General features: G+C 65.7%; 23 protein-coding genes. 14 read left to right on the top strand and 9 right to left on the bottom strand.

What is annotated here, in order from left to right; translation table 11 throughout:
* Window positions 1-175 precede the first annotated feature (175 nt).
* Complete coding sequence (locus AB0J47_RS03295; protein WP_364339977.1) at window positions 176-787, bottom strand: TetR/AcrR family transcriptional regulator; 612 nt, start codon at window positions 785-787, stop codon at window positions 176-178.
* 78 nt (window positions 788-865) lie between these two features.
* Between AB0J47_RS03295 and AB0J47_RS03290 the strand changes: the two genes are divergently transcribed.
* From AB0J47_RS03290 to AB0J47_RS03270, 5 genes are all read left to right on the top strand, one after another.
* Window positions 866-1,876, top strand: a complete 1,011-nt coding sequence (locus AB0J47_RS03290) for a GlxA family transcriptional regulator (protein WP_364339975.1) — start codon at window positions 866-868, stop codon at window positions 1,874-1,876.
* A gap of 93 nt (window positions 1,877-1,969) precedes the next feature.
* The gene (locus AB0J47_RS03285) at window positions 1,970-2,692 is read left to right on the top strand and encodes an alpha/beta hydrolase (protein ID WP_364339973.1); all 723 of its coding nucleotides are present in this window, start codon (window positions 1,970-1,972) and stop codon (window positions 2,690-2,692) included.
* Between the two features lie 27 nt (window positions 2,693-2,719).
* Window positions 2,720-3,685, top strand: coding sequence for an alpha/beta hydrolase (locus AB0J47_RS03280; RefSeq protein ID WP_364339971.1), 966 nt, complete (start codon window positions 2,720-2,722; stop codon window positions 3,683-3,685).
* Window positions 3,686-3,720: 35 nt separating this feature from the next.
* Window positions 3,721-4,428, top strand: a complete 708-nt coding sequence (locus tag AB0J47_RS03275; RefSeq protein WP_364339969.1) for an alpha/beta hydrolase — start codon at window positions 3,721-3,723, stop codon at window positions 4,426-4,428.
* A 233-nt stretch (window positions 4,429-4,661) separates the two neighbouring features.
* Window positions 4,662-5,873: a sigma factor-like helix-turn-helix DNA-binding protein gene (locus tag AB0J47_RS03270; protein WP_364339966.1), complete on the top strand. Its 1,212-nt coding sequence runs from the start codon at window positions 4,662-4,664 to the stop codon at window positions 5,871-5,873.
* Between the two features lie 6 nt (window positions 5,874-5,879).
* Here AB0J47_RS03270 and AB0J47_RS03265 read toward each other — a convergent pair whose 3' ends face one another.
* Complete coding sequence (locus AB0J47_RS03265; RefSeq protein ID WP_364339964.1) at window positions 5,880-6,863, bottom strand: hypothetical protein; 984 nt, start codon at window positions 6,861-6,863, stop codon at window positions 5,880-5,882.
* Window positions 6,864-7,252: 389 nt separating this feature from the next.
* Here AB0J47_RS03265 and AB0J47_RS03260 point away from each other — a divergent pair, with 389 nt between their 5' ends.
* Window positions 7,253-8,452 carry a hypothetical protein gene (locus tag AB0J47_RS03260; protein WP_364339962.1) on the top strand — a complete coding sequence of 400 codons (1,200 nt, stop codon included), beginning with the start codon at window positions 7,253-7,255 and terminating at the stop codon, window positions 8,450-8,452.
* A 5-nt stretch (window positions 8,453-8,457) separates the two neighbouring features.
* Here the strand turns inward: AB0J47_RS03260 and AB0J47_RS03255 are convergent, their stop codons facing one another.
* The 4 genes from AB0J47_RS03255 to AB0J47_RS03240 all read right to left on the bottom strand — a co-directional run bounded on the left by AB0J47_RS03255 (window position 8,458) and on the right by AB0J47_RS03240 (window position 14,042).
* Complete coding sequence (locus AB0J47_RS03255; RefSeq protein ID WP_364339960.1) at window positions 8,458-9,408, bottom strand: LysR family transcriptional regulator; 951 nt, start codon at window positions 9,406-9,408, stop codon at window positions 8,458-8,460.
* A 368-nt stretch (window positions 9,409-9,776) separates the two neighbouring features.
* Window positions 9,777-11,300, bottom strand: a complete 1,524-nt coding sequence (locus AB0J47_RS03250) for an NAD(P)/FAD-dependent oxidoreductase (RefSeq protein WP_364339958.1) — start codon at window positions 11,298-11,300, stop codon at window positions 9,777-9,779.
* A 51-nt stretch (window positions 11,301-11,351) separates the two neighbouring features.
* A complete protein-coding gene (locus AB0J47_RS03245; protein ID WP_364339956.1) occupies window positions 11,352-12,668 on the bottom strand; it encodes a cytochrome P450 in 1,317 nt (438 codons plus the stop codon).
* 144 nt (window positions 12,669-12,812) lie between these two features.
* Complete coding sequence (locus AB0J47_RS03240) at window positions 12,813-14,042, bottom strand: cytochrome P450 (protein ID WP_364339954.1); 1,230 nt, start codon at window positions 14,040-14,042, stop codon at window positions 12,813-12,815.
* A gap of 197 nt (window positions 14,043-14,239) precedes the next feature.
* On the opposite strand from AB0J47_RS03240, the gene AB0J47_RS03235 reads away from it, so the two are divergent.
* On the top strand, window positions 14,240-15,466 hold the full coding sequence (locus AB0J47_RS03235) for an MFS transporter (protein ID WP_364339952.1): 1,227 nt from the start codon (window positions 14,240-14,242) through the stop codon (window positions 15,464-15,466).
* Between the two features lie 5 nt (window positions 15,467-15,471).
* Window positions 15,472-16,002, top strand: coding sequence for a GNAT family N-acetyltransferase (locus AB0J47_RS03230; RefSeq protein ID WP_364340698.1), 531 nt, complete (start codon window positions 15,472-15,474; stop codon window positions 16,000-16,002).
* A 5-nt stretch (window positions 16,003-16,007) separates the two neighbouring features.
* Here AB0J47_RS03230 and AB0J47_RS03225 read toward each other — a convergent pair whose 3' ends face one another.
* Complete coding sequence (locus tag AB0J47_RS03225) at window positions 16,008-16,760, bottom strand: alpha/beta fold hydrolase (protein WP_364339950.1); 753 nt, start codon at window positions 16,758-16,760, stop codon at window positions 16,008-16,010.
* A 113-nt stretch (window positions 16,761-16,873) separates the two neighbouring features.
* Between AB0J47_RS03225 and AB0J47_RS03220 the strand changes: the two genes are divergently transcribed.
* The 3 genes from AB0J47_RS03220 (at window position 16,874) to AB0J47_RS03210 (ending at window position 19,131) form a co-directional block, all read left to right on the top strand.
* Entirely contained in the window at window positions 16,874-17,761 is an 888-nt protein-coding gene (locus AB0J47_RS03220) for an ABC transporter ATP-binding protein (protein ID WP_364339948.1), read from the top strand.
* 41 nt (window positions 17,762-17,802) lie between these two features.
* Complete coding sequence (locus tag AB0J47_RS03215; protein WP_364339946.1) at window positions 17,803-18,567, top strand: ABC transporter permease subunit; 765 nt, start codon at window positions 17,803-17,805, stop codon at window positions 18,565-18,567.
* Between the two features lie 75 nt (window positions 18,568-18,642).
* Complete coding sequence (locus tag AB0J47_RS03210) at window positions 18,643-19,131, top strand: MarR family transcriptional regulator (protein ID WP_364339944.1); 489 nt, start codon at window positions 18,643-18,645, stop codon at window positions 19,129-19,131.
* Here AB0J47_RS03210 and AB0J47_RS03205 read toward each other — a convergent pair.
* Together AB0J47_RS03205 and zapE are read right to left on the bottom strand one after the other, a co-directional pair.
* Window positions 19,128-19,922 (bottom strand): tyrosine-protein phosphatase, encoded by a 795-nt coding sequence (locus AB0J47_RS03205; protein ID WP_364339943.1) that lies wholly within the window; start codon window positions 19,920-19,922, stop codon window positions 19,128-19,130. The two genes, AB0J47_RS03210 and AB0J47_RS03205, sit on opposite strands and share 4 nt — an antisense overlap.
* 105 nt (window positions 19,923-20,027) lie before the next feature.
* Window positions 20,028-21,044 carry a cell division protein ZapE gene (zapE, locus tag AB0J47_RS03200; protein WP_364339941.1) on the bottom strand — a complete coding sequence of 339 codons (1,017 nt, stop codon included), beginning with the start codon at window positions 21,042-21,044 and terminating at the stop codon, window positions 20,028-20,030.
* A gap of 35 nt (window positions 21,045-21,079) precedes the next feature.
* On the opposite strand from zapE, the gene AB0J47_RS03195 reads away from it, so the two are divergent.
* From AB0J47_RS03195 to AB0J47_RS03185, 3 genes are all read left to right on the top strand, one after another.
* Complete coding sequence (locus AB0J47_RS03195; protein WP_364339939.1) at window positions 21,080-21,841, top strand: pyrimidine reductase family protein; 762 nt, start codon at window positions 21,080-21,082, stop codon at window positions 21,839-21,841.
* A 32-nt stretch (window positions 21,842-21,873) separates the two neighbouring features.
* Complete coding sequence (locus tag AB0J47_RS03190) at window positions 21,874-23,430, top strand: alpha/beta hydrolase (protein ID WP_364339937.1); 1,557 nt, start codon at window positions 21,874-21,876, stop codon at window positions 23,428-23,430.
* A gap of 137 nt (window positions 23,431-23,567) precedes the next feature.
* Entirely contained in the window at window positions 23,568-24,914 is a 1,347-nt protein-coding gene (locus AB0J47_RS03185) for a glycosyltransferase family 87 protein (protein WP_364339935.1), read from the top strand.
* Window positions 24,915-24,920 lie beyond the last annotated feature (6 nt).

Here is a 24,920-nt window from a genome sequence, read left to right as displayed (position 1 = left end):
TTCGTTACCCGGTTGCCCCGCGCGTAGCCGGATAAACGGTAGGCGCTCCCGAGTCCGCGATGGCACGGTCCGGAACCACCTTCGATGGCGCGCCGCCGAACGACGCATGACCGATGACAACGAGCCACGCGACCTCAGCGGCTCCCTGCACGCATGAGCGCAGGTCCTGCCGATGTCAATGGACCAGTTGGTCAGCCCACGGGGATGGCAGGGTTGCGCTGGATATGTCGGCGATTTCCCGTAGGCGGGAGGTGGGGATTCCTAAGCGGCTCAGTTGGATCAGGCCCTGGGAGATGACGATGATGTGGGCGCTGAGAGCCGAGACAATGGCGGGGTCGGCGGGGGCGCTATCGGGCAGGGCGGTTCGTAGGCGGTCGGCTACGCCTTCTTCCATGGCAGCGGTGGTGTGGGTGCCGATGATGGCGACTTCGGGAATGCGGGTGCCGAGTTGGGCGATGCTGTTGATCATCAGGCAACCGCGGCGGTCGGGCCGGGCGGCACAGTCGTCGATGACCGCTTGGAACAGGGCCCGGACGGCGGCGCGCGGTGAGCCGGACGCGGATGTGACGACCTCGCGGACGAAACGAGCCCGGCGTTCGCAATAGCGCTCGAAGGCAGTGAGGAACAGGCCGCGTTTATTGCCGAAGGCGCCGTAGATGCTGCCGTTCCCGACACCGGTCGCGCGGGATACGTCCTCCACCGACGTCTCGTCGAACCCCTTCGACCAGAACAGTTCCGTCGCGGCATCGAGCAGGTTCGATTCATCGAACTGTCGCGGCCGTCCCATGCGCTCACCGTACCAACCGGGTCGTGATGTCGAGCACCTCACTTGTTCTGGAGGCATACCTCCATAATACTGGTTGACATGTCCGTAAAATTCGGCGGTACGGCCCGCAGGCGAGTCGGTGTGCTGGTTTTCGACGGTGTCAAGATGCTCGACTTCGTCGGTCCCGCAGAGGTATTCGTGGAGGCGAACCAGTCGGTGGCGGGCTATGAGGTGGTACTCGTTTCGGCCGACGGCAAGGACGTGCACACCTCGATCGGCGCGCGCACGCAGGTGAGCTGCGCAGCGGCCGAGGCGGGTCGCTTCGACACAGTGGTGATTCCGGGCAGCGAGTTGCCCGTGGAAAAATTCGTGACTCCCGAGATGCTGGCGGCGGCGCGGTACCTGTCGTCGCATACCCGGCGGATTGCGTCGATCTGCAGTGGCGCGTTCGTCCTAGCCCAGCTCGGACTGCTCGACGGTAGGCGGGCGACGACCCATTGGAAGTTCACGGCCGACCTGGCGCGCCGGTTTCCGGCGGCGCTGGTGGAACCGGATGCGATTTTCGTGCGTGACGGCAACCTCTACAGTTCGGCCGGTGTCGCGGCCGGTGTGGATCTCGCGCTGGCGCTGGTCGAGGAGGATCATGGTGCCGATGTCGCCCGAAGGGTGGCACAGTCACTGGTGGTGTACATGCAACGTGCCGGTGGACAGTCGCAGTTCTCGGCATCACTGAGCGGGCCCGCGCCACGCAGTCCGCTGCTGCGCGGAGTCGTTGACCTGATCTGCGCGGACCCCGCGTACCCGCATACCGTGCAGAGCCTCGCCGCGCACGCGCGCATCAGCGTCCGGCACCTGACCCGGCTGTTCCGCACGGAGCTCGAACGTTCGCCCGGGGAGTATGTCGCGTTCATTCGGTTCGGGGTTGCCAGAGATATGCTGCACGCTGGACACAGCGTGACCGAGGCGGCGATGGCCGCCGGATACGGCAATAGCGAGGCATTGCGGCGGGCGTTCGTGGCGCGGCTCGGCATTTCGCCGCGCAAGTATCAGCAGCGTTTCCGGACAACCGGATCGACCATAGGCACCGAGTTCGCGGCGGCCGTGTCCTGATCGGGGGCATTTCCGGCCGGTAAAGGGGGGCGCGGGCGACAGGAGGCAGCGGAAACTGCTTTGGACACAGCGCCAGATCGAGAAAGGACCGCGATGTCCCCCGCGTCAACCCCAACCGTTGTACTCGTGCACGGCGCCTTCGCCGATGCGTCGAGTTGGTCGCCGGTCACCCAGCGGCTGCTCGACAAGGGCCACCGGGTCGCTGCACCGCCGGTGTTCAATCGCAGTCTGTCCGGCGACGCCGCCTACATCCGGGCGGTCGTCGAACAGATCGACGGTCCGGTGTTGTTGGCCGGGCATTCCTACGGCGGCGCGGTCATCACCGTCGCCGGCGTTGCCGAGAATGTCGTCGGCCTCGTCTATGTCTCCGGTTACGCGCTGGAGGAGGGCGAGAGCCTTGGCCAATTGCAGGGCCGGTTCCCGGATTCCGAGCTGGCGGCACATCTGGTCTACACCTCGTATCCGGTCGACGGCGAGACCACCGGAACCGATGTGTCCGTCGAAATCGACGCGTTCCCAGCTATTTTCGCAGCTGGAGTCGACGCCGCGAAGGCGCGGGTGCTGGCGGTGTCACAACGGCCGCTGTCGGCAACCGCGTTCGGTGAGGCCGCCACAGCCGCAGCCTGGAAGACCAAGCCGGCCTGGGGAATTGTGTCCAGCTCCGACCGCACCATCAATCCGGATGTCGAGCGTTACGGCTATCGACGGGCTGGGCTGCGGGCGGTGGTCGAGATCGACGCACCGCACCTGGTGATGCAGACCCATCCGGACCGGGTCGCGTCCGTCATCACCGACGCGATCACCGAATTGTCCTGATCCACAACACAAGAGAAAGGCACCACCATGTCAGGTAACCCGTTGGGTATCTCGCTCGAGCAGGCGGCGCAGGAGTTCGTCGACGCTACCTCGCAACCACCGTTCCTCTACCAGCTCGCCCCGGAAGAGGGACGCAAGGCGGTGGATTCGGTGCAGGACGCGGCGATTTTCAAGCCGGAGATCGATGAGCAGTGGGTCACGGTCGAGGGCGGTCCGACGGGGGCGGTGCGGGCGCGCATCGTCAAGCCGCAAGGTGTCACCGAGGTATTGCCGGTGATCATCTACACCCATGGCGCCGGTTGGGTGTTCGGCAACGCACACACCCATGACCGGCTCGTGCGCGATCTCGCCGTCGGGGTACGCGCGGCCGTTGTCTTTCCCGAATACGACCGGTCGCCGGAGGCGCGGTACCCGGTGGCCAACGAGCAGTCCTACCGGGTCGCCCAGTGGGTTACGACCGACGGCGCCGAGCACGGTCTCGACGCGTCTCGGATCGCGGTCGCGGGTGATTCGGTCGGCGGCAATATGGCCATCGCGCTGACGCTCATGGCGAAGGAGCGCGGCGACCTCTCGTTCGCGCAGCAGGTGCTGTTCTACCCGGTGACCGACGCCAACTTCGACACCGGTTCGTACCAGCAGTTCGCCGAGGGCTACTTCCTGACTCGCGCAGGGATGCAATGGTTCTGGGATCAGTACACCACCAGCGCGGAAGACCGTGCGCAGATCACCGTGTCGCCGCTGCGGGCCAGCACCGAGCAGTTGAGCGGACTGCCGCCCGCACTGGTCATCACCGCCGAGGCAGATGTGTTGCGCGATGAGGGCGAAGCCTTCGCCGGCAAGCTACGCGCGGCGGGCGTGCCGGTGACGCAGGCGCGCTACGGCGGGATCATCCACGACTTCGTCATGGTGAACGCGATGCACGATACCCACGCCGCCAAAGCCGCTGTCGCACAGGCGGTTGCGACGCTGAAGGCCGCCCTGCACACAGTGTGATCGCACCTCGTCCGCAAACAGATCAGGAGAAATCTATGACGGCTCCAACCATCGTGCTCGTCCACGGCGCGTTCGCCGATTCCTCCAGTTGGAACGGCGTCATCGAACGCCTACGCGCACAAGGACATTCCGTCATCGCCGCCGCAAATCCGCTGCGCGGCCTCGACAGTGACGCGGCTTACATCGCGTCGGTCGTCGACGGCATCGGGGGCCCATGTGTGCTCGTCGGACACTCGTACGGTGGCAGTGTCATCACCGTGGCGGCCGAGGGGAAGGCCGATGTCACCGCATTGGTTTATATTGCCGCGTTCATTCCCGACGAGAACGAGAGCGCGCTGGAGCTGACCGACAAGTTCCCCGGCTCCACCTTGGGGGCGGCCACCCGTCCGGCGAGCTACCCCCTGCCCGACGGGAGCACGGGAACCGAACTCTATATCCGCCACGAGGAGTTCCACCGGCAGTTCGCCGCCGACGTTCCGGCGGAAACGGCTGAGCTGATGGCCGCGACACAGCGGCCGGTCGCCCTTGCCGCGCTGCAGGAGACTGCTTCCGCGGCCGCATGGAAGTCGGTGTCCGCGTTCGCATTACTGACCACCGACGATAAGAACATCCCCATCGAGGTGCAGCGGTTCATGGCCGAACGCGCCGGTGCCGGCACCGTCGAAATCTCCGCCTCGCATGCGGTCTCGGTATCCGAGCCGCAGGCGGTCACCGACCTGATCGTCGGGGCGGTCGAGCGCTAGCTCGTCTCGAACCGGCTCGCGCCGCGGGGAATTGCGGCGTGAGCCGGGGTCAGGTCGGTGTGGTTTCGGGCGGCTGGGTTCGGCGGCGGGGCGGATGTCGATGACGCCTCGAGCCGGCGGACTCATATGGGCCCGATTCGGCGGCCGGTGGTGGGATGGGCCGGGTTGTCGGTGGTCGGCATTAGGCTTTGGCGCACATGTCGAGTGGAGCCGAGTCGTGGTCAGGGGTGCAGGTGACGGCAAACGAGCCCGATGGGCGCGATCGCGCCGCTGACGATGCCGAGGTGCTCGACGATATCGCCGCGGACGTGTCGTTCGATCTCGAGGAGATCAACGAACTTCTGGGGGAATTGATCGACATGCGCGGTGACCGCAAGCGGCGCGATGCCGAAATCGTGGGGTTTCGGCTGGGGGTGAATGGGCAGGCACCGGAGACGTTGGCGCGGATCGGTGCTCGATTCGATCTGTCGCGGGATCGGGTTCGACAGTTGCATACCCGGGCGGTGGCGCAGATTCTGCGGGAAGCGCAGTTGAGTGGACATCGAGCGGCCGAGGTCTTCGGGGCGCGGTATCCGGTAGGGACACGGGATCAGCAGTTGGTGCGGGCGCTGTTGGTGGAGACCTACGCGACCGATACCGATCTGGCCGCCAATGAGTTGGCTTACCTGAAGTTGCGGTTGGCAGGGCATGCGGGCGAGGATGCCAAGCGGGTCGCCGGATACGTCATGCAGCGGATCATGGCATGGCAGAAGAAGACGAACCGGCGGTTGGCGAAACTGCACGAGCCGCTGGCGACAAGTGAGCTGAATTCATGGCTGGGACAGGTCGATTGGCCCGCCGCCGCACCGGGCCCCGCTCCCCTGCCGCTCGCCTCGGCGCGGACAGTGGACGGCGATGACGAAGGACGCGGGCGGTTCTATCTCGACAAGGTCGGACGTGATATCGGGTTCGATTCCGGTCTGGAGGCCCGGCTGCTGCGGACGGTGAATGTCAGCGATCTGGTCGAGACGTTCCAGGAGCAACCGAGTGCGGTCGCCTACGAGGTAGACGGCGCGGACCGGATCTACTACCCCACCATCGTCGCACGACTTGCCGATGGCCGCGTGGTCCTGATCGATGTCGAACCGCTTGGACACGTCGGCTTCCATATCAATCGGATCAAGTCGGCGGCCGGTCGCGCCCATGCGCATGCAAACGGCTGGGGCTGGCTGGTGTGGACCGGCAGCAAGGTCGGGATTCCAGATCTGTTGCGGCGCAAGGTAGCTGCGCGGTCCGAAAGTCGGCTGCGCGAGCAGGTCGAGCGCGGACCGGTGGATTGGTCCGCGCTGCGACAGTTGCGCGCCGAGGTCGAGCTGGATCTGCTCGACCTGATCGCGGTGGTGCTGCGCAACGAATGGCGTTGGGACCGTGCGCCATTCCGCTTGAGCGGCACTCACCCGAACTGAACCGGCTCAGCGCACGAACATCGCTCCCGCGATGAATGTCACGATCAGCATCATCGCGCAGTAGGTGATCAGCTGCCAGTGACCGATCGCCTTCTGCATGCTCGCGATGGTGCCACGCAGGCTGGCGTCGATCCGGTGGTGATCGTCGAGCTTGCGCCTGACCTCGGCCAGCGAGTCCGCGTGTTCTTGCGCGGACTCCTCGGCGCGTTCCAGCCGGGTGGTAAGCTTCATGATCTGTTTCTGCTTGTCCCGCACGGTTTTTCGGGACACGGCCAGGGTGGTGCGTTGGTTGACCAACTCCTGGCGCTGCCGAGCGATGACGCTGGCCTGCGTCCTTGTGTGGTGTTCCCAGTCGGTCACGGTGGCCCAACCTCCTGTCATCACATCGCGGTAGCCCCACGCGATTTCACCCCGCACCCAGCCCTCCAGGAAATCGCGCAGTTCGTAGGGTTCCCGGCGCGGTACGACGAGCGCGCTGTTCGAGGCGTCCAACATGCCATCTTCGGCCCGGTAATCGCAGGCGGGCGGCGCGAAATCGGCGATGCCGAGCGCGGGCAGATGCCCGACCCAGTAACCCGGCGGGCACAGCCACAGCACCCCGTCACAGCCGGAGGTGCGCAGCCGCATCGTGTGGTGCTGCGCCGATTCCCGGTCCAGCGGCCCGGTGCGGACCTCGATGGCGTACTGCCGCTCGCCGCTGCGCCAGAGCACGTCCACCGGGACGTCACCCACCCGGCGATCCACCTCGGCCAGGTCCGCGCCGTAGGACGCGAGCCGACCGCACAGCCAATACTTGAGCCGCTGGATATCCCATTGCGCGGCGGCACATTCCGGACATGTGCAGCCGTACCCCCCAGCCCCCACCGCTGCGCGCACGGGTGCGCGACCATCCGGCACCCGGGTATCCGCGACGCGACCATCCGACAACCCCAATTCGGCGAGCATCGCCCGACGCCCGCACGCCCGCTCGACGCGCTGCTTCGTTCTCACGCAACCTCACCCCTGCCCAAAACCACCGCAGGTCAGGTACGACCTACGCCATAGATCAAGAGTGCGTCAGCTTTGGCCCGCCCGCCAGCCCCCTATACCCCGCGCTCGGGTGCGCCACAACCCGCGAATATGCTCCGACCAGCCGATGTGTGCTGTCTCACAAGCGATTTCACTGCGACACGCGAGAGCATCGCCACAGTTATTCCCATGATTGATAGTTGCGGCCATTCCTGGGATACGGACCGATACTCCGAACCAGCGGACGAAACCGGACGAAAAGTGCACAGCGCGGCCCCGGCCGGTACTCGAACCGGCGTCGGTACCGATCGACAGATAGAATCGGCCGGCCACGAGCGGAGTTTCGGGCAATACGGGGAAGAAGGTATGGGATGGACCACGACGAGCGGAGTGGCGAATCGATCGGCGCACTCTTGTCGAGTCTCGCGACGACCCTGCGCGAGGTGAGCAATAAACTCGACGCGGTTGCCGCGCACGTGGACGACGATCGTAATCTCGCCGGTCGCTTGGCCAAGCTGGAGGCGTGGGCTTTCCGTACGGGGGAGGATGTTTCCAAGATCGGGTCGCGGTTGGAGCAGGTCGTCACCGTCGAGCCGAGTGACGAACCGGCCGAGCCCGCGCTGCGGATCCATCCGGAGCCCGCTCCCGTGGCCAGGGAACGGCGCGAACCGATTCCATCGCGTCGCGACCGTCTCGATGCCGTCAACGGACGGGCCGACACCACGAGTGCGCGTGCCGAGACCGGACGCACCGACCTCCCGGATATCACGACCGTGCTCAGCGAGACGCCGACCGGACGCAACAACCGCTCCAATACCACCGGAACAAACGAGCGCCTCGAGCCCGCGACCGGCCGCAATGAACGCATCACGCCCGCCACCGGAACCAACGGGCGGCTAGGGAACACGACGGGACGTCAAGACGCCCCGACCGGACGCAACGAGCGACTTGAAGCGCCCGAAGACCCCGCGAACATCGCGCCCCGCCCCGCACGGACCGAGTTCACCGCGCCGATCGCCCGCACCGAACACCTCGAACCCTTCGGCCCCGCAACACCCAACGACTCCCTGCCCCTCCCTTCGCGGACACCGCAGCCCGTGCCGCCCGCGGTCCCTCCGACCTACCGCAGCGAACCGCTGTCCGCACCCACCGCCCGCCCCGATTGGCTCGACTCGGCCACACCGGCCAGCACCGAACCTGCCGCGCCGACCTACACCAACTCGCAGCCGGCGACCAGCGGCGACCGGCTCGAATACGGCTCGATCGGCACGAGCAACGGCCGCCTGGAGCCGCTCACCTCCCCGCCCCGCAACGGCTACGAACCCGCAACGCCCACAACCCGTCCCGATAACGGCATGACCGCGCCCCGCGCCGAGGACAAGGGCGCACTGACCCCTGGCGCGCACCGCGCGGACACCGGGGAGGATTCCTCCCACGTGGACAAGTTGCAGGCCATGCTCGACGAACTCAAGCGCAATCCCAACGGCCCGTTCGGCCGCCCCGAACCGACCTCCGCACCGAACGAGCTACCCGGCGTGGACCCGAACTTCGCGATCCGTACCGAGGGCTGAGCAACTCACCGGCCGGACGAGTCCAGACCGGCGAGGGTGCCGCGAATCAATTCGCGCAGCCATCGGTGGCCGTTGTCGGCGGTGTTACGGGGGTGCCATGCCATAGCGATGGCGATTTCGGGGAGGGGTAGGGGGATTTCGAAGGCGCACAGGCCGAGTGCGGTGCGAGTTGTCGCGGTGAGAGCGGCGGGGACAGGGCAGACCAGATCGCCGGAGCGGACCGCTAGCAGGGCGCTGGTCAGGTCGGGAACGGTGGCCACGACTCGACGGGTGCGGCCGTGCAGCGCCAAGCGATCGTCGATGGGACCGCGGGCGCGGCCGCGGCGGGAGATGCCGAGTTGGGCGGCCGCGGCGAACCGCGCCACGGTCACGCGGTCGGTGATCAGCGGATGTTGTGGTGCGGCAACGCCGATTACGCGGTCGCGCAGTACACGTTGCACAGTGGTCTCGGGATCGGTGTGCTCGATGACGCCGACCGCGATATCGACGCGGCCGTCGCGTATCGCGGCGGTGCCCTCGTCGCGGTCCGGGAGCAGGTGCATTGTCACTCCGGGCGCCTGCGCGCGGACGGCGGCCAGCAGCGGCGTCGCCAATTCGCCGAGAACCATATCGCCCGCTCGCACCGAGAAGTCGCGTTTCAACGTTGTCGGGTCGAGGGGGCCGCGCGGGGTGAGCAGCGTCCGTCCACGCTCCACCAGAACGCTTACCTCATAACGCAATTCGAGTGCGCGCGGCGTCGGCACCAGGTTACGGCCCGCGCGCACCAGCAGCGGATCGCCGAGCACGCGTCGCAACTTTGCCAGCGTTCGACTCATCGCGGGCGCCGAGGTGTGCAGCCGCTCGGCGGCCCGGGTGACGCTATTGGTCTCCAGCAGCGCATCCAGAGCAACCAGCAGATTCATGTCGAGGGCGTCCACTCCTGGATTATCCAGAATGGAATGACTGATAACCAACATTGCATTGGCGATAATCCGTCATGTCGGCCTCGACAGCACCGTCCCGCCCGATTGTCGACTCACGTCGAAAGGATCGCGCCCCCGTGCGGCGTCGGTCACACTCTGAGCTTCTTCGACTCGAAACCCATAGTCGCACTGCGAAAATCGACATGCCCCCCGACCTTCTTTCGATCCCGCTTCCTTCCGGCGACCGCTGTCACGCGGGCGATTGGCCGGGCGAGGACCGCGAGATCCCTCCTCTGCGATCGTCGACGCCGATCGAACCCGTAAATGGGCGTATGCATGCCCTCTCGATGCCGCAACCGAGATACAACGCGACAGCGTCGAGGAGCGCCCAGCCATCCCCGGGCGCATTGCGGGCAATCTACCTAGGGTGTCCGCTGTTCGACGGAGACCGCAGGGACGGCCTCCGGCGCGGGGGTCCGCACCGGTCCCTTCGACCGCTCCGCCAGCCCACGATACGAAGACGGCTTGATCATCCGGAACCATTGTGCCGCACGGGTTCTGCGCGGCAGCCGGAATTTCAGGTCGGCGAGCATCTCGTCGATATTGTGAATCGAGAACGGGGTGATGGCGCCGCCATGCGCGTGATGGCCGCCCGTGCGTTCGGCCATCCAACGCAGCCGCTCATCGACGTGCGTGGTCATCTCCTCCTGCGTCGGCAGGGCGAGGCGGCCGCGCAGCAGTGCCGCGGTCCAATGCGCGCCGACCTCGGCGCTGAGCGTGCTGATGACCGAGGAGTTGTACCCGACGAAGCTCAGGTTGGGCACGCCGATCGGCAGGATCTGCCGGTACAGGCGGAAATTGCCGTCGTCGTCGGTGAGCTGACGCTGTACGTACGGGGTGAGGAACGGCACCCGCTGGTGGAATCCGGTCGCGCAGATGACGATATCGGCCTGCAGGGTCGTCCCGTTGGACAGTCGCACCTGGTTCGCGGCCATCTCGGTGATGGTGCTGTCGCGGTGCACCGCGATCAGTCCCATTCCCACCCGCTCGAAGAAGTCCTCGGTGACCAGGCTGACCGTGCTCTCCGCGATGTCCTCGAAGCGCCCCTCCGGCACCAGACCCAGCTCGCGCAGATGCGACTTCTTGGTGGCGAGCTCCTGGATCACATCCAAATTGCTGTCGCGGAAGCTACGCCCGGAACCGTGCAGGAATCGCTCGATCCGCCCGAGTTCCTGATAGCGGAAGTGCGCCTCGCCCAGCCTGGTCAGCATCAGCCGCTCGTAATCCGCCAGCCCGCGCGCCAACTTGCGCGGCATCTTCCACAGCAGCCGCCGGGCGACCACATTCGTCGAGGCCGCGACATGACTGACCGCCTCAGCGATATCGCAGGCCGATTTGCCGTAGCCGACCACCACGACCGATTTACCGCGCGCCCAATCCACATCCAGGAACTCCGAGGCGTGCCCGATCTGCCCGCCCGCCTGCCGGAACCGCTCGACGCCCGGATAGTCGGGTATCGCGGGCTCATTGAAAATTCCGTTCGCGATGACCAGATGGTCGCAGGAGGTGCGGTGAACGCCGATATGGTCGCGGATCTCCAGCAGCCAGCCACTGTCCACCGGATCGGCCGCGACCACCTCGGTGCCCAGACGCAGGCTCTCGCCGAAGCCGAAGTGCCGCACGTACCCGTCGAGGTACTGCTGCATCTGCTGTCCATCCGGCACGCGCGGATAGTCGTCGGGCATCGGGAAGTCGGAGAAGTGATACGTGTGTTTGCTGTTCTGTGCGCGCAGACCGGGATACCGGCGCGTCGCACTCCATACGCCGCCGACGTCCGGGGTCCGATCGAATACCTCGACCGGAAATCCCTCTTGGCGCAACACTTTCGCGCAGGCAAGGCCTGCAATGCCCGCACCTACGATTGCGACGCGGTTCCCGCTCGTCATGGCACGGAGATTACGTCGCTCACGCGAATGCGGCAAAGCCTCGGTGCGATTTCACGAAGTTGAACGTGGGGTGACTACAATCCTGGCCTTCTCGCGCGGCACGGTGGTGATATTGCGCACCCGTGCGCGCTCGGATTTTGCCCCCTCGGGCGCGGCCAGGGTGTAGCGGGACAGGATCTCGCGCAGCACCGTGGTGCCCTCCATCAGCGAGAATCCGGCGCCGATACAGCGGCGTACCCCACCGCCGAAGGGCAGCCAGGTATTCGGTTCGACCTCCCCGTCCAGGAAGCGCGACGGACGGAAGCTCCAGGTGTCGGGATAGTTGGCCGGGCTGCGGTGCGCCAGCAGGATCGAACAGCTGACCACGGTGCCCGCGGGCAGCTCCCAGCCGCCGATGGTCATCTCCCTGGTGAGTTTGCGCACCGCTCCGGGTATGACAGTGCGCAGCCGCATCGCCTCCTTCACGACAGCCTCTAGCGCCTTGTCGTCATTGATGCGGACCGCTTCATGGGCGTCGCGTTGTACCTGCGGGTTGACCGACAGTTCGTGTAGCGCCCAGGACAGCGCCGCCGCGGTGGTTTCGTGACCGGCGAGCAGCAGGGTGATGAGTTGGTCGCGCAGTTCGGGGTCGGTGAGCGGCGGATCGGATTCGGTATCCCCGCCCACTTGCAGCAGCCGGGACAGGACATCGGTGCGTTCGGCGAGGTCGGGTGCGGTGCGCCGATCCGCGATCTCGGCGTACAGCAGATCATCGATGGCGGCCATATTGTCGTGGAAGGACTTCCACGGCGGAAACTTCTGCAGCGCCGGTTTCATCAGGCCGAGGTACTGCAGCGGGCCGACATCGACGATGCGGCCGAGGCGCGGTGCGAGCGAGGCCCGGGTGCGCTCATCGGTGACGCCGAAGACCACCCGCATGATCACCTCGAGGGTGAGCGCGTTCATCCGGTCGAGGGTGATCACCGTCGAACCGGGCCGCCAGCGGTCGACCTCCACGGCCGCGATCTCGGCGACCAGATCGCGGTAGCCGCGCAGGGCCGCGCCATTGAATGCGGGAATGAGCAAGCGGCGGGCCCTGGCGTGTTCGGCCTCATCGGTCAGCAGCACCGAATGCTCGCCCATGACCGGGCCGAGGATCTGGTTGCCTTCGCCCGCATGCAGGTCGCGTGGGTCGCCCGCGAAGATTTCCTTGATGTGTTCAGGGTGGGTGAATACGACGAGGTCCCGCGCGAACGGCGGCACACGCAGCGAGAACACATCGCCGTAGCGCCGCCGCAACGGTGGCAGCATTTGGGCGCGGTTACGGATGTACAGTATGCCCTGCAGAAATGCGGGGATAGGCGGACCGGGTGGATACGCCGCAGTCATCTTCCCTCCGCATCCGCCACCGGACGCATCGTTACGACCGGTTCTCTGCACTGTTGCACAGTTGTCCGGCATGACGGAAGCCCCTGGGGCACAACGCCTGATCAGCTGGGCCGTCCGCCGTTGGGCGCACAACCCACGCCGGACTCAACGCAGTGCGGGCGCTTCGGCCAATTCGACCGGAAGATCCTGCAATCCCCGAATGAGCATGCTCTCCCGCCAACGCAATTCCCCACCCTCGGCGGCCAGGCGCAGATCCGGGTACTGCTCGACCAAGCGTGTGATCGCGATGCGCGCCTCCAGCCGAGCCAGGCCCGCACCAAGGCAGTAGTGGATGCCGTGCCCGAACGCCAAATGACCGGAAGTGGAGCGCTGCGGATCGAACTCTGCGGCGTCGGCGAAGTGCCGTTCGTCGTGGTTGGCCGACCCCAGCGCGACGAGCACCATCTCGCCCGAGGGGATTTCGATGCCGCCCAACGTGACCGGTTCAGTCGTGTAACGCAACGTCGCGACATTCACCGGACCGTCGTAACGCAGCATCTCCTCGATCAGGGCGGGCACGGCCTCGGTATTGCCGTGCAGCGCACGGTAGCGCGCCGGATCCGACAACAGGGTGAGCACCGTATTACCGATCAGATTGACCGTGGTCTCATGACCCGCGACCAGGATGAGGAACACCATGGAGATCAGCTCGTCATCGGTGAGGCGGTCACCGTCGGCATTGGCGACGATCAGGTCCGAGACGAGATCCTCCCCCAGCCCCTCGGCCCGCCGTCGAGTGACCAGCCGCTCGAAATATTCGGCGATGGCATCGGTCGCTTGCCGGACCTCCTCGGGCGTCGCGGTGGACAGCTCGACGATGATGCGCGACCACTCCCGGAAATCCGCGCGATCGGCCACCGGCACACCGAGCAGTTCGCAGATGACGGTGATGGGCAGCGGAAATGCGTACTCCGACAACAGATCCACCCGGCCGGCGCCATCCGCGGCGATCCGGTCGAGGAGTTCGTCGGCGATCGCAAGCACGCGCGGGGTCAGCGCCTCGATCCGGGCGGGCGCGAATGCGGGCGCGACCAATCGGCGCAGCCGGGCGTGCCCCGGCGGATCGGTATTCAACAGGTGGTAGCTGATCCGGGCATTCACCGCACCGACGCCGGTGTCATCGATGGGCAGGCCGCGGGCCTTGCGGCTGGCGTCGGTGCGAGGGTCCTTGCGAATGGCCGGATGGCGCAGCACCTCACGCGCGACGTCCAGATCCACCACCAGCCAGGCGCGGACGCCGCTATTCAACTCGACCGGGTGCACGGGGCCTTCGGCGCGCAGCTCCTCATAGAAAGCATACGGTGTATGAAAGAAGTCCTGCGGCAGCTTTCTCATTCGACGGCCCTTCCCGTTCGCGAGTTGTCTTGCGCCCCTTCGATAGTGGCACGCGACACCGATCTCGACCACCCGCGCGCCGACCGTAGCCACCGAATCTGACCAGAGGATGACCTTCGCGCGCACCGCATCCGACGAAAGGATGACCGCGACAGATTCACCAGGCACGGCCACGACGGGGCCGATACTCTCCGCAGATGGGACCGATTTCTCCTGTCCTGCGCGGAGCCCGGATCGCGAATTCGTTCGCCTTCGGGTTGCAGGGCTTTTTCTTCGCGGTGGTGCTCACCGAACTGCCCCAGCAGAAGGATCGGTTCGGCCTGTCCGATGGCCTGATCGCCGGTTCGGTGGTGCTGGTTTCGATCCTCGCGGGCGTCGGCAGTGTGGCGGCCGAGCAGGTGGCCACGCGATGGTCGAGTCGAGTCACGGTGCGGATCGGATTGCTGGGCATCACGGTCACCGGATGCGCCATCGCGCTGGCACCCGATACGCCGGTGCTGCTGATCACCCTCGGGCTCTACGGAATCGCGGTCGGCATTGTCGACGCGAGCACCAATATGCAGGGTGTGTTCATTCAGCACGGGTACGGGACATTCATCCTGTCCTCGTTCTACGCGGTGTGGAGTGCCGGATCAATACTCGGCGCGCTGTTCGTATCCGCCTGCGAGGCATTGGATGTCACACTCCGCGAATCGCTGTTGACGGCGGCGGGCATAGTTCTCGCGATCGGATTGCTGATAGGCCCACGCCTGCTCGGGGCCGCGGCGGCCGAGTCCGGCCCGGCGGAGGTGGCCAACGGCGAATCCTCGGCATTCGGGATGGTTCCGCTGCGCATGTACCTCGCCTTCGGGATCGCGGCATCGCTCGTATTCGCCATCGATCTCGCCGTCAGCAACTGGTCGGCGTTGTATCTGAAGGAGGATCTGCTCGCCAGTTCGTCCACGGCGGCGTTGGCGTTGGCGGTCTATCAGTGCGCGTCGCTGGCGGCCCGACTCAGCGGTGATCTGTGGGTTCGGCGGCTCGGTGGACGCCGGGTGGTGCGCATCGCGGGGGCGGTCGGCGTGCTCGGACTGGCCGTCGCGGTGGTCGCGTCCGGGCCGGTTGTCGCGATCGTCGGCTTCCTGATCGGCGGTTTCGGTACCGGCGTCGTCGCACCGCTGTGCTTCAGCGAGGCCGGCCAGCTGACCAGTGGGCGCCGGCTCGACGCACTCATCGCACGCCTGAATCTGTTCAACTACGCGGGCACACTCGTCGGCGGCGGACTGGTCGGTGCGATCGCCGCCGGGTTCGGACATCGGATCGGTTTTGTGATTCCCGTTCTGTTCATGGCAATCGTTATCGGACTCGCGCGTGTATTCCATTCCCGTTCCGAACCGGATGAGCTTTCGGCCTCCAGCGATGGTCGTGCTGTACTGGACACATGAGCAACATCCCAGTCACCGTCGACCGGGCCGGATTATGGGACGCCGAGGCCCTCAGTGACGTTGCGGCCGCGACCTTTCCGCTCGCCTGTCCCCCGCACGCAACTGCGGACGATATCGAGATCTACATCGCCGAGGCGCTCTCCGGTGAACGCTTCGGCGAATATCTGACCGACCCCGCCCGGATCGTGCTCAAGGCGGTGGCGGCCGGCGATATCGTCGGCTATGCGATGTTGCACTACGGCGACCCGGCCGATCCCGACATCGCCAAGGCCGTCGACCTGCGGCCGGCCGTCGAGATCAGCAAGATGTACGTACTGCCCGGCCACCATGGCGCCGGTGTGTCGAAGGCGCTGATGAACGCGTCGCTGGAACTGGCCCGCGAGGAGGCGGTCGCCGGGGTCTGGCTCGGGGTCAACCAGGAGAATGAGCGCGCCCAGCGGTTCTATCTCAAGCACGGGTTCGAACGGGTCGCCACCAAGACGTTCATCGTGGGCAGCCAGTTGCACCACGATTTCGTAATGCGGCGGGTTTTCTGACCGGATCAGGCCACGAACTCGACCAACGCCGCATGGAAATTCGGATCCACCACGGCCATCAGGTGATCGCCGGGCACGATCCGCAGCGTCGCGTCGGGTAGTGCGGCCGCGAGCCGATCGGGCTCGGCGGCGAACGGGTCCTTATCGCCGGCCAGGAGCAGGCTCGGCACCGTGATATCGGCCAGGGTCTTTATCGGCTCGTCATCCAGGGCGGTCGCGACCGCCTCGATGGCATCGCGATCGGCGCGTACCGCGTCGGCGAGAATCCGGAACATCATCGCGATCGGTGGTGTGCCCGCGCCGTCACCACGCATGGCGGCGCGCAGATCGTCGATATCGATGACGCGCCGGTCGACGCCGCCGCAATCGAGCACACCCGAGCCGATGCCGCCCACAGCCAGCTTGCTCACCCGCTCGTCGGCACCCGCCACCAGCAGCGAGATGATCGCGCCCATCGAATAGCCCACCTGAACAACACGATCGAAGCCCAGTTCGTCGTAGAGCGCGCTGACATCGCGTGCCATCCCCGCCCACGAATACCGCGACGGATCATGGGGTTTCTCGGAACGACCGTGACCGCGCGCATCCAATGACACCACGGTGCGCCCGGCGGCCTGCAGGGCGCCGACCACGCCGGTGGCCATCCAGTTGGCATTCGTATCGGCAACCACGCCGTGTTGCAGAACGACCGGAGTGCCTGCGCCCTCCCACACGCGGTAGTTGAGCTCCAGTCCATCCCAGGTCTTGAACGTCGTCATGCCCGGATCGTAGCCCGACAGCGGAATTGACAAGTTCTGCTTGTTCAGTATGTACTGAACATCACAGTCATTTTTGAACTTGCAGGAACTAGAAGACTTCTCGAAGGAGCGTCATGACCACCGCCGCGATCCGCACCGAGGGCCTGACCAAGCACTACGGCAAGCATGTCGCACTCACCGAACTGAACCTCGAGGTCGACCAGGGCGAGGTGTTCGGGTTTCTCGGGCCCAACGGTGCGGGCAAATCCACCACCATCCGCATCCTGCTGGATCTGATCCGACCGACCGCGGGCCGGGTCGAGGTGCTCGGCGTCGAGCCGCGCCTCGCCGGCGCGCAATTGCGCAAGCGCATCGGTTACCTGCCGGGCGAACTCGAGATCGAGGGCCGAAATACCGCACGTGAGCTGCTCACCTTCCTCGGCGATCTGCGCGGCGATGTCGCACCGAGGCGGATCACCGACCTTGCCGATCTGCTCGATCTGGATCTGTCCAAGAAAGTCGGCGCGATGTCCAAGGGCAATAAGCAGAAGGTCGGCATTATCGCCGCCTTCATGCACAACCCGGATCTGCTGATCCTCGACGAACCCACCTCCGGACTGGATCCGCTACTGCAGCAACGCTTTCTGGATCTGGTCGGCGCGGCCAAGCGCAATGGGCAGACGGTGTTCATGTCCTCGCACATTCTCAGCGAGGTACAGCAGAGCGCCGATCGGGCGGTCATCATGCGCGCCGGTCAACTGCTCGGCACCGAGAATGTCGAGGATCTGCGCAGGCGTTCGCCGCGCTCGGTCGAATTGGTCTTCGGCGAAGACATTTTCGGCGACGACTTCGCCAAGCTGCCCGGCGTGCGCGATTTGTCCGTCGACGGAAAAACCTTGCGCTGCACCACCGAGGGCGAGGTCGACGGCCTGTTCAAGGTGGCCGCGAAATACCAACTGGTGAGTGTGCTGTCCACCGAGCCGGACCTCGAACAGATCTTCTTCAGCCGCTACGGCCGCTGATCCTGCATCACCCGAATCATTAGCGCATAGGAGAATTCGTCATGACTCGCTCGATCTTCACCCAGACGTTGAAGGAACAGCGGCGCGGCCTGATCGGCTGGTCGATCGGCTTCGCCATCATCCCGATGATGTACCTGCCGTCCTATCAGTCACTGAAGGAGCAGGGCTCGCTCGATCTCGAGCAGAACAAGATGTACGACGCCATGGGCGTCAGCGATTTCGCCAGCGCCAGTGGATATTTGAACGCGACGGTGTACTCGCTGATGGGGCTGGTCCTGATGCTGATCTTCGCGGTCACATTCGCGAGCCGTTCGGTGACGCAGGAGGAGAACGGGGTGCTGGATCTGCTTCTCGCACAACCGATCAACCGGATGAATCTGCTGCTGCAGCGGTTCGCCGCGCTGTCCGCGCAGACCGCGATCGCCACCACCGTGCTCACCCTGAGCGTGATTGCGGGGGCCGATCAGGGTGGGCTGGACGTACCCACCGGCAATATCGTGGCCGCAAGCGCCGGCCTCGGATTGCTGGCGCTGGTCGTCGGCGCGATCACGCTGCTGATCGGCGCGGCCACTGGAAAGCGTTCGGTGACACTGGGTTCGGCGTCGCTGATCGCGGTGGCGGGCTATTTGGCCAATAACCTCGGCGGTGACTTCGTGCGCAAGCTGTCGCCCTTCTACTGGGCCAATGGCGGCGCGCCGCTCGTGCACGGCTGGAACGGTATCCATCTGGTGGTGCTGGTCGTCGTGGCCGCGATCGCCCTGGTGCTGGCGCTCGGTGCCTTCGATCGCCGCGATCTGGCGGTCTGATCGACCGATCCGGGGCGGTCCGACACGGTCCGCCCCGTGTACCGCGACCCGGATTCTAGAAGGGATACTTCTCCGATGGGCACCACCGAAAACGAGCAGACAACCGAACCGAGCCCGGAAAAGTTGGCATTCGTCGAGGATTTCGCGCTCGTACTGGAGCGGATGGGCCTGGTCCGGATGACGGGTCGGGCCGCGGGGTGGTTGTTGGTCAGCGATCCGCCGGAGCAGACCTTCGGCCAGATCGCCGATGCGCTGCAGGCGTCCAAGGGTTCCATTTCATCGGCGTTGAAGACGCTGGTCACCATGCGCTGGGTGGACAAGATCTCCAAGCCGGGCGATCGCAAGGACTACTACTCGATCCGGCCCGGAATCCTGCCGGAGCTGACCCGTCAGCAGAGCGGTATGTACACCGACCTCACCAATATGACCGCGCGCGGGCTCGCACTATTCGACGATCCGAATGGTGCCGATGCCGAACGGGTTCGGGATATGCACGAGTTCTTCGTGTGGATGGGTAAGGAGCTACCCGCACTGATCGATCGGTGGTATGCGGAACACCCCTAGACGAGCAGCTTCGCCTTCAGTGCGGCGATATCGGTAGCCGACAGCTTCAATCCCTCGCGCACGTAGTTGTCGAAACTGCCGTAGCTCTGGTCTGTCTGATCGAAAGCGGCATCCAGCCAGGCGGCCGAAACACCGTTGAGCGGGTCGTTCGGGCTGGCGTTGCGGTACTGGTTGGACAGCAGGTAATCCTGCGTGACGGTGTCGCGGTCCACGCCGAGGACGCTCAGCAGGACGGCGGAAGTCCAGCCGGTGCGGTCCTTACCGGCAGTGCAGTGAAACAGCACGGCGCCGTCGGCGTCGATGATGTCGCGCAGCACCGAGGCGAAGGCCTCGTCCGCGCCGGGCGCGGTGATGAATGCGCGGTACAAATCGCTGCCGCCCGTGAGGGTGGTAACCAGCGTTTGCGGCGGGGCTTGCCCAATGACGTCGTTCCAGTTCGCGACCGCCTCCGCGGGCACGCGGTCGGCCGCGATGGTCCGCTCGTAGACGGTGCGCAGATCGTCGACCACGCGCACCTGACGGCCGGTCAGCACCGCCAGATCGGCCGGAGTCGCATTGTTGAGCTGGCCGGTGCGGTAGACCAGCCCGGTGCGCACCCAGTGCCCGTCGGTGGTGCGGTAGCCGCCCACGTCGCGTCCGTTCTGCACGCCTTGCAGGTTCAACGCGCGATCGAAGGTCACCGGATCGGCGACGCTGACCGGGTCGGCCAGCGCGAAGCCTGCCACCGGACCGAAGGCGACGGTGAGACCGGCGGCGAGCGCGACCGGAACCCGAACGGAACGACGGACCATGCCTGCTCCAATCATCGGTGTGAACGACCATCACACACAATCAAGTGAAGTATGAGTTGGTCAACTTTCCCGGGCGGATCGGCCGGGTAGGTCCGTCCTCGACAGTTACGCAGCAACCTCGAAGCGCGAAAGCGCCAGCAGACGCGAAATCGCGCGCAGGTACTTCTTGCGGTATCCGCCGTCGAGCATCTCCTTGGAGAAGATCTCGTCCAGCTTCGCACCCGAAACCGTCACCGGGACGCTCGCGTCGTACAGCCGGTCGGCGAGCACGACGATCCGCAGCGCGACCGCCTGATCGGTCACCGGATGCACATTCGAAATGAATACCGACGACACACCGGAGATCAGCGCGCCGTACTTGGACGGGTGCAGTGTGCTCAGATGCTTCAGCAGCGCATCGAATTCGTCGAGTGTGGAACCCGGTGTGGCAGAAGCACGTTCAGTGAGCAGCTCCGGCGAGGTGGGTTCCGGAGCGGGCGGCAGATCGCGGTGCCGGTAGTCCGGACCGTCGACGCGCACGGCCTCGAAGATCGAACCGAGCTTCTTGATCTCGCGCAGGAAATCCTGGGCGGCGAAGCGGCCCTCGCCAAGCTGGCCGGGCAGGGTGTTGGAGGTGGCGGCGATGGAGACGCCGCGCGCAGAAAGCTCGGTCAACAGCCGCGAGACCAGCATGGTGTCGCCGGGATCGTCGAGTTCGAATTCGTCGATGCACAGCACGCTGTTCGCCGCGAGCCGCTCGACGGCATTGTTGAAGCCGAGTGCGCCAACCAGATTGGTGAGTTCACCGAAGGTGCCGAAGGATTTCGGCGCGGGCGCGCTGTGGAAGATGGAGGCCAGCAGGTGGGTCTTGCCGACACCGAAGCCGCCATCGAGGTAGAGCCCCGCGCCGCTGACCGGCTTCTTCCTCCCGAACAGGCTCTTCTTGTTCGCAGCCTGATGGATCTTGGCGACCTGACCGGCAAAGCCCTCTGCCTTGCCGACCGCGGCCGCCTGGGACGGCTCCTTGGGATCGGGAATATAGGAGGCGAAACTGACCTCGTCGAACATAGGCGGTGGCACCATCTGGGCGACCAACTGGTCCGCCGGAACCTCCGGATGGCGATCGACAAGGCGCTCTTGCATGCTGGAAGCCTAATGACGTGGTGTGATCTTTGTTCATGCAGCGTATCCACAATGCGATCCAGCTCACAGGACTGAGCCGGGACGAGCTCGCCGACCTGTACGCCTACCCCACCGAACTCCAGGCCCCTTGGATCCGCGCCAATTTCGTCTCCAGCATCGATGGCTCCGCCACCAGCGACAATGTCTCCGAGGGCCTCGGGACCCCCGCCGACAAAACCGTCTTCATGCTGCTGCGTCAATTGGCCGATGTGATCGTGATCGGCGCGGGCACCGCGCGGGCGGAGAACTACGGCGGCGCCGCGACCGACCCCGTCTTCCGGCGGGCACTGTACGACCGCGGCATCGGCGGACATCGCGACGGCGCACCGCCACCGATCGCCGTGGTCACCGCGAGCGCTTCGCTGGAGCCGGGCGCGCGGCTGTTCACCGAGACCAAAATTCCGACGCTGATCATAACGACCAGCACCGCACCGGAGGATCGCAAACAACAGCTCGCCGATGCGGGCGCGCATGTCATCGAGGCGGGCGGTGTCGCGATCACCCCGCAGGGCCTGATCAACACACTCACCGACCTCGGACTGCGGCGTGTGCTGTGCGAGGGTGGCCCGCATCTGTTCGGTGAGCTGCTGGAGGCGGATGTGGTCGACGAACTGTGCATCACCACCGCGCCGATCCTGGTGGGCGGCACCGCGCGCCGAATCTCATTGTCCGCACACGAGTTCCGGGTACCGATGGTGCGCAGGCATATCCTGCTCGACGACGACGGCACCATGCTGACCCGCTGGACCCGTTCATGAACAACCCGCACGAACCTGGCAGGCTGTAGCGCATGCGCTGGACTCGGGCCGTCGTGCTGGCATCGACACTCTCGATCATGATCGCCGGATGCGGTGCGGGACCTTCCGATCGCCCCGGCGTCGCCGTCGAGCGCGCGCCGCAGGGCGGGGCGGGTCCGCACCCGACCACGGTCATCGCACCGCCACCGGATGCCGGTGTCCCCAAAACCGATCTGACCTGGCGCGATTGCACCACGCCCACGCTCGACCTACTCGGCCTCGGTCCCGCGCCGTCCGGCCTGGTCCTGGACTGCGCCGAATACACCACCCCGATCGATTCGACCGGCGGTGTGCTCGGCAACTTCCGCACCGGCGCCATGCGGGCCCGGCTGCCGCAGACCCCGACCGATGTCGCGCCGCTGGTCATTACCTCCGGCTCGGACCGCTCCTCCACCGCGACACTGGCCGGAATCGCCGTCGGCGCGGGCGGTGGGCTGCTGGCCAGTCGCCCGATCGTCGCGGTGGATCGGCGCGGCCTCGGTACCTCGCAACCGATCGACTGTATGACCGTGGAGGCCCGCCGCGGCCTGGCCGATAACGGGCAATTCGGGCCGGGCGCAAGCGATCCCGTCGAAGCGGTGACCGGATTCAGCCAGGACGCCACCATCGCCTGCCGCGACTTCCTGCAGCCCTATGAGGGCACCTTCGACGCACCGCACGCCGCCGACGACATCGAGCAGTTGCGCAGGCAGTGGCAGGTCGATCGGATCGACCTGCTCGGATCGGGCAACGGCGCGAAGGTCGCGCTCAGCTACGCGCGGAAATTCGGCGACCATCTGGCGCGTCTGGTGCTGGACTCGCCGGAGGCCGTGGGGGCCGATGCCGTCACTCGCACCGAACAGCGCGTCCAGGGCGCGGAGGCGGCGGTTACCGCATTCGCCCAGCGATGCACAGGAGTCAACTGCTCACTCGGCGCCGACCCGCGAGCGGCGATAATCGATCTGGTGCGCAAAGCCAGCAGCGGCGGACTCGGCGATATCTCCGCGAGTGCGCTGCTGACCGCGTTGTCCGGCTTCCTCGCCGGTCCGCGCGACCAGTCCGCGCATATCACCGAACTCGCCGACGCGCTCTCGGCCGCCGGGCGCGGCGATCGCGGCTCGCTCGGGACACTGATCCAGCGCGAAAGCGCCGCCACCGCGGCCGACGGTCAGTTCGTCAACCGCTGCACCGATAACCAGCTGCCACCGAGCCCCACCAAGGCCAAGGAGCTCGCCGACACATGGGGCACCAAATATCCGGTCTTCGGCAGGTCCGCCGCGATCGGGATGATGGAGTGCGTTGCCTGGCCGGTCAGTGCCGCGCCGCCGCTGCCGGAGAAGCTGGACCTGCCGGTTCTCGTCCTCGGCGGGGTCGCGGATCCACTGGTCGGCGACGGCGGTCAAGCCTCGGTGACCGGTGCGCTCGGCGCCGCGGGTGCGCGCAAGGCCGCCATCACCTGGCAGGGGTGGGGACATCCGGTTTTCGCCCATTCCGGTTGTGCGCAACGGGCTCTCACCGACTATCTGAAGGACGCCAAGCTACCTGCGGATGGCACTGCTTGCCCCGCATAAGCGAGCGAATCAAAAGGCACAGCCCTTAGGGGAATAACGGAGCAAAGCGCCAGCGAGGCACGGTCATTTCCCCTAATGTCGGCGCGCCAGGTAGGTCCCGGCAACCGTCGTATACGGATCCGGTGTACCGTGCCCCAGTGTTACTTCGACAGCTCGAGCCTCGCACCGCTCGCACCACCGCCGAGGTGATCAAGTTCGCACTCTGGCCCCTCGCGGTCATGACTGTGCTCAACCGGATCTTCATCAAGGCAGTCAACGGGTTCATCACCGATGACTTCAAACCGGTCTACAACGCGTCGCTGGCCTTCCTCAACCACCAACCGGTGTACACGGCGAATTACAACCTGGTGGATCCGCACTACCTGTATCCCCCGAGCGGCACGCTGCTGATCGCGCCCCTGGCGCTGATCGACCCGGAGAAGTCGCGCTGGTGCTTCATCCTGCTCAATGCCGCCGCCATCATCGTGGCCTGGTATCTGCTGCTCAAGCTGTTCAAGTTCACGCTGTCGTCGGTGGCCGCGCCAGTGCTGTTGCTGGCGATGTTCAGCTCCGAAACCGTGATCAACACACTGGTTTTCACCAATGTGAACGGATGCGTACTGCTGGCCGAGGTGGCGTTCATCATGCTGCTGCTCGCGCGACGGGATCTGTGGGCCGGTGCGATATTGGGTTTGAGTATCGCGGTGAAACCGACGCTCGCACCACTCGTGCTGATCGCGGCGGCGCGCGGGCAGTGGAAGGTGTTCTACACCGCTATCGGGGTCCCGGTGGCGCTCACCGCGATCGCCTGGCCGCTGTCGAAGGACGCGGACAAGTTCTTCACCCGTACCGCGCGCTACCTCTTCGAATCCCGGGACTACTTCAACAGCGCGATTGTCGGCAATGCGGCGTATTACGGTCTGCCGCTGTGGCTGACCTGGGGTATCCGGATCATTATGGGCATCGTCGTCGCCATCACGCTGTGGTTGCTGTATCGCTACTACCGCGAGGACGAACTGTTCTTCGTGACGACCTGCTCCGGTGTGCTGATGACCGCGTTCTTCCTGCTGTCCTCACTGGGGCAGATGTACTACTCGATGATGCTGTTCCCGCTGCTGATGTCGGTGGTGCTGCGCAATTCGGTGATGCGGAACTGGCCGGCGTGGCTGGCGGTCTTCGGATTCATGTCCTACGACAAGTGGCTCTCGGACCGCTGGCAGGGCTTCGGGCGCAACCTGGAGTATCTGCGGATCACTTTCGGCTGGGGTCTGCTGCTGATCGTCATCGCGTGTGTGCTGGTCGATCGGTATCTGGCGGCGCGACGGGAAGGTCGGCTGCCGTTCGGAATCGATCCGGAGTGGATGCGCTCGGCACCGGATTCGCGGGATGCCGCCGAGGACGCGCCGCGGGTGGCCGAGCCGGCGACGGCATACGAAAACACTCCCGACAAGGCGACGAACGGCAGCGAATTGCTCGATGAACCGCGGGCGAGTGCACTCAAGTAGCGATGA

Origin of the sequence: Nocardia sp. NPDC049737, from assembly GCF_040674755.1 — a bacterium.
In the GTDB taxonomy this organism is placed as follows: domain Bacteria; phylum Actinomycetota; class Actinomycetes; order Mycobacteriales; family Mycobacteriaceae; genus Nocardia.
Note: the sequence above shows the minus strand (reverse complement) of the source record. Positions and strands in the feature narration are given on the sequence as shown.

What these genes read in the sequence shown, in the direction of transcription:
- AB0J47_RS03190 (WP_364339937.1), top strand. Translation starts at nt 21,874, where the DNA reads ATGCGCTGGACTCGGGCCGTCGTGCTGGCATCGACACTCTCGATCATG.
- AB0J47_RS03255 (WP_364339960.1), bottom strand. Translation starts at nt 9,408, where the DNA reads ATGTTGGTTATCAGTCATTCCATTCTGGATAATCCAGGAGTGGACGCC.
- AB0J47_RS03225 (WP_364339950.1), bottom strand. Translation starts at nt 16,760, where the DNA reads ATGACGACGTTCAAGACCTGGGATGGACTGGAGCTCAACTACCGCGTG.
- AB0J47_RS03235 (WP_364339952.1), top strand. Translation starts at nt 14,240, where the DNA reads ATGGGACCGATTTCTCCTGTCCTGCGCGGAGCCCGGATCGCGAATTCG.
- AB0J47_RS03290 (WP_364339975.1), top strand. Translation starts at nt 866, where the DNA reads ATGTCCGTAAAATTCGGCGGTACGGCCCGCAGGCGAGTCGGTGTGCTG.
- AB0J47_RS03260 (WP_364339962.1), top strand. Translation starts at nt 7,253, where the DNA reads ATGGACCACGACGAGCGGAGTGGCGAATCGATCGGCGCACTCTTGTCG.
- AB0J47_RS03275 (WP_364339969.1), top strand. Translation starts at nt 3,721, where the DNA reads ATGACGGCTCCAACCATCGTGCTCGTCCACGGCGCGTTCGCCGATTCC.
- AB0J47_RS03210 (WP_364339944.1), top strand. Translation starts at nt 18,643, where the DNA reads ATGGGCACCACCGAAAACGAGCAGACAACCGAACCGAGCCCGGAAAAG.
- zapE (WP_364339941.1), bottom strand. Translation starts at nt 21,044, where the DNA reads ATGCAAGAGCGCCTTGTCGATCGCCATCCGGAGGTTCCGGCGGACCAG.
- AB0J47_RS03295 (WP_364339977.1), bottom strand. Translation starts at nt 787, where the DNA reads ATGGGACGGCCGCGACAGTTCGATGAATCGAACCTGCTCGATGCCGCG.
- AB0J47_RS03240 (WP_364339954.1), bottom strand. Translation starts at nt 14,042, where the DNA reads ATGAGAAAGCTGCCGCAGGACTTCTTTCATACACCGTATGCTTTCTAT.
- AB0J47_RS03205 (WP_364339943.1), bottom strand. Translation starts at nt 19,922, where the DNA reads ATGGTCCGTCGTTCCGTTCGGGTTCCGGTCGCGCTCGCCGCCGGTCTC.
- AB0J47_RS03215 (WP_364339946.1), top strand. Translation starts at nt 17,803, where the DNA reads ATGACTCGCTCGATCTTCACCCAGACGTTGAAGGAACAGCGGCGCGGC.
- AB0J47_RS03220 (WP_364339948.1), top strand. Translation starts at nt 16,874, where the DNA reads ATGACCACCGCCGCGATCCGCACCGAGGGCCTGACCAAGCACTACGGC.
- AB0J47_RS03245 (WP_364339956.1), bottom strand. Translation starts at nt 12,668, where the DNA reads ATGACTGCGGCGTATCCACCCGGTCCGCCTATCCCCGCATTTCTGCAG.
- AB0J47_RS03195 (WP_364339939.1), top strand. Translation starts at nt 21,080, where the DNA reads ATGCAGCGTATCCACAATGCGATCCAGCTCACAGGACTGAGCCGGGAC.
- AB0J47_RS03250 (WP_364339958.1), bottom strand. Translation starts at nt 11,300, where the DNA reads ATGACGAGCGGGAACCGCGTCGCAATCGTAGGTGCGGGCATTGCAGGC.
- AB0J47_RS03285 (WP_364339973.1), top strand. Translation starts at nt 1,970, where the DNA reads ATGTCCCCCGCGTCAACCCCAACCGTTGTACTCGTGCACGGCGCCTTC.
- AB0J47_RS03280 (WP_364339971.1), top strand. Translation starts at nt 2,720, where the DNA reads ATGTCAGGTAACCCGTTGGGTATCTCGCTCGAGCAGGCGGCGCAGGAG.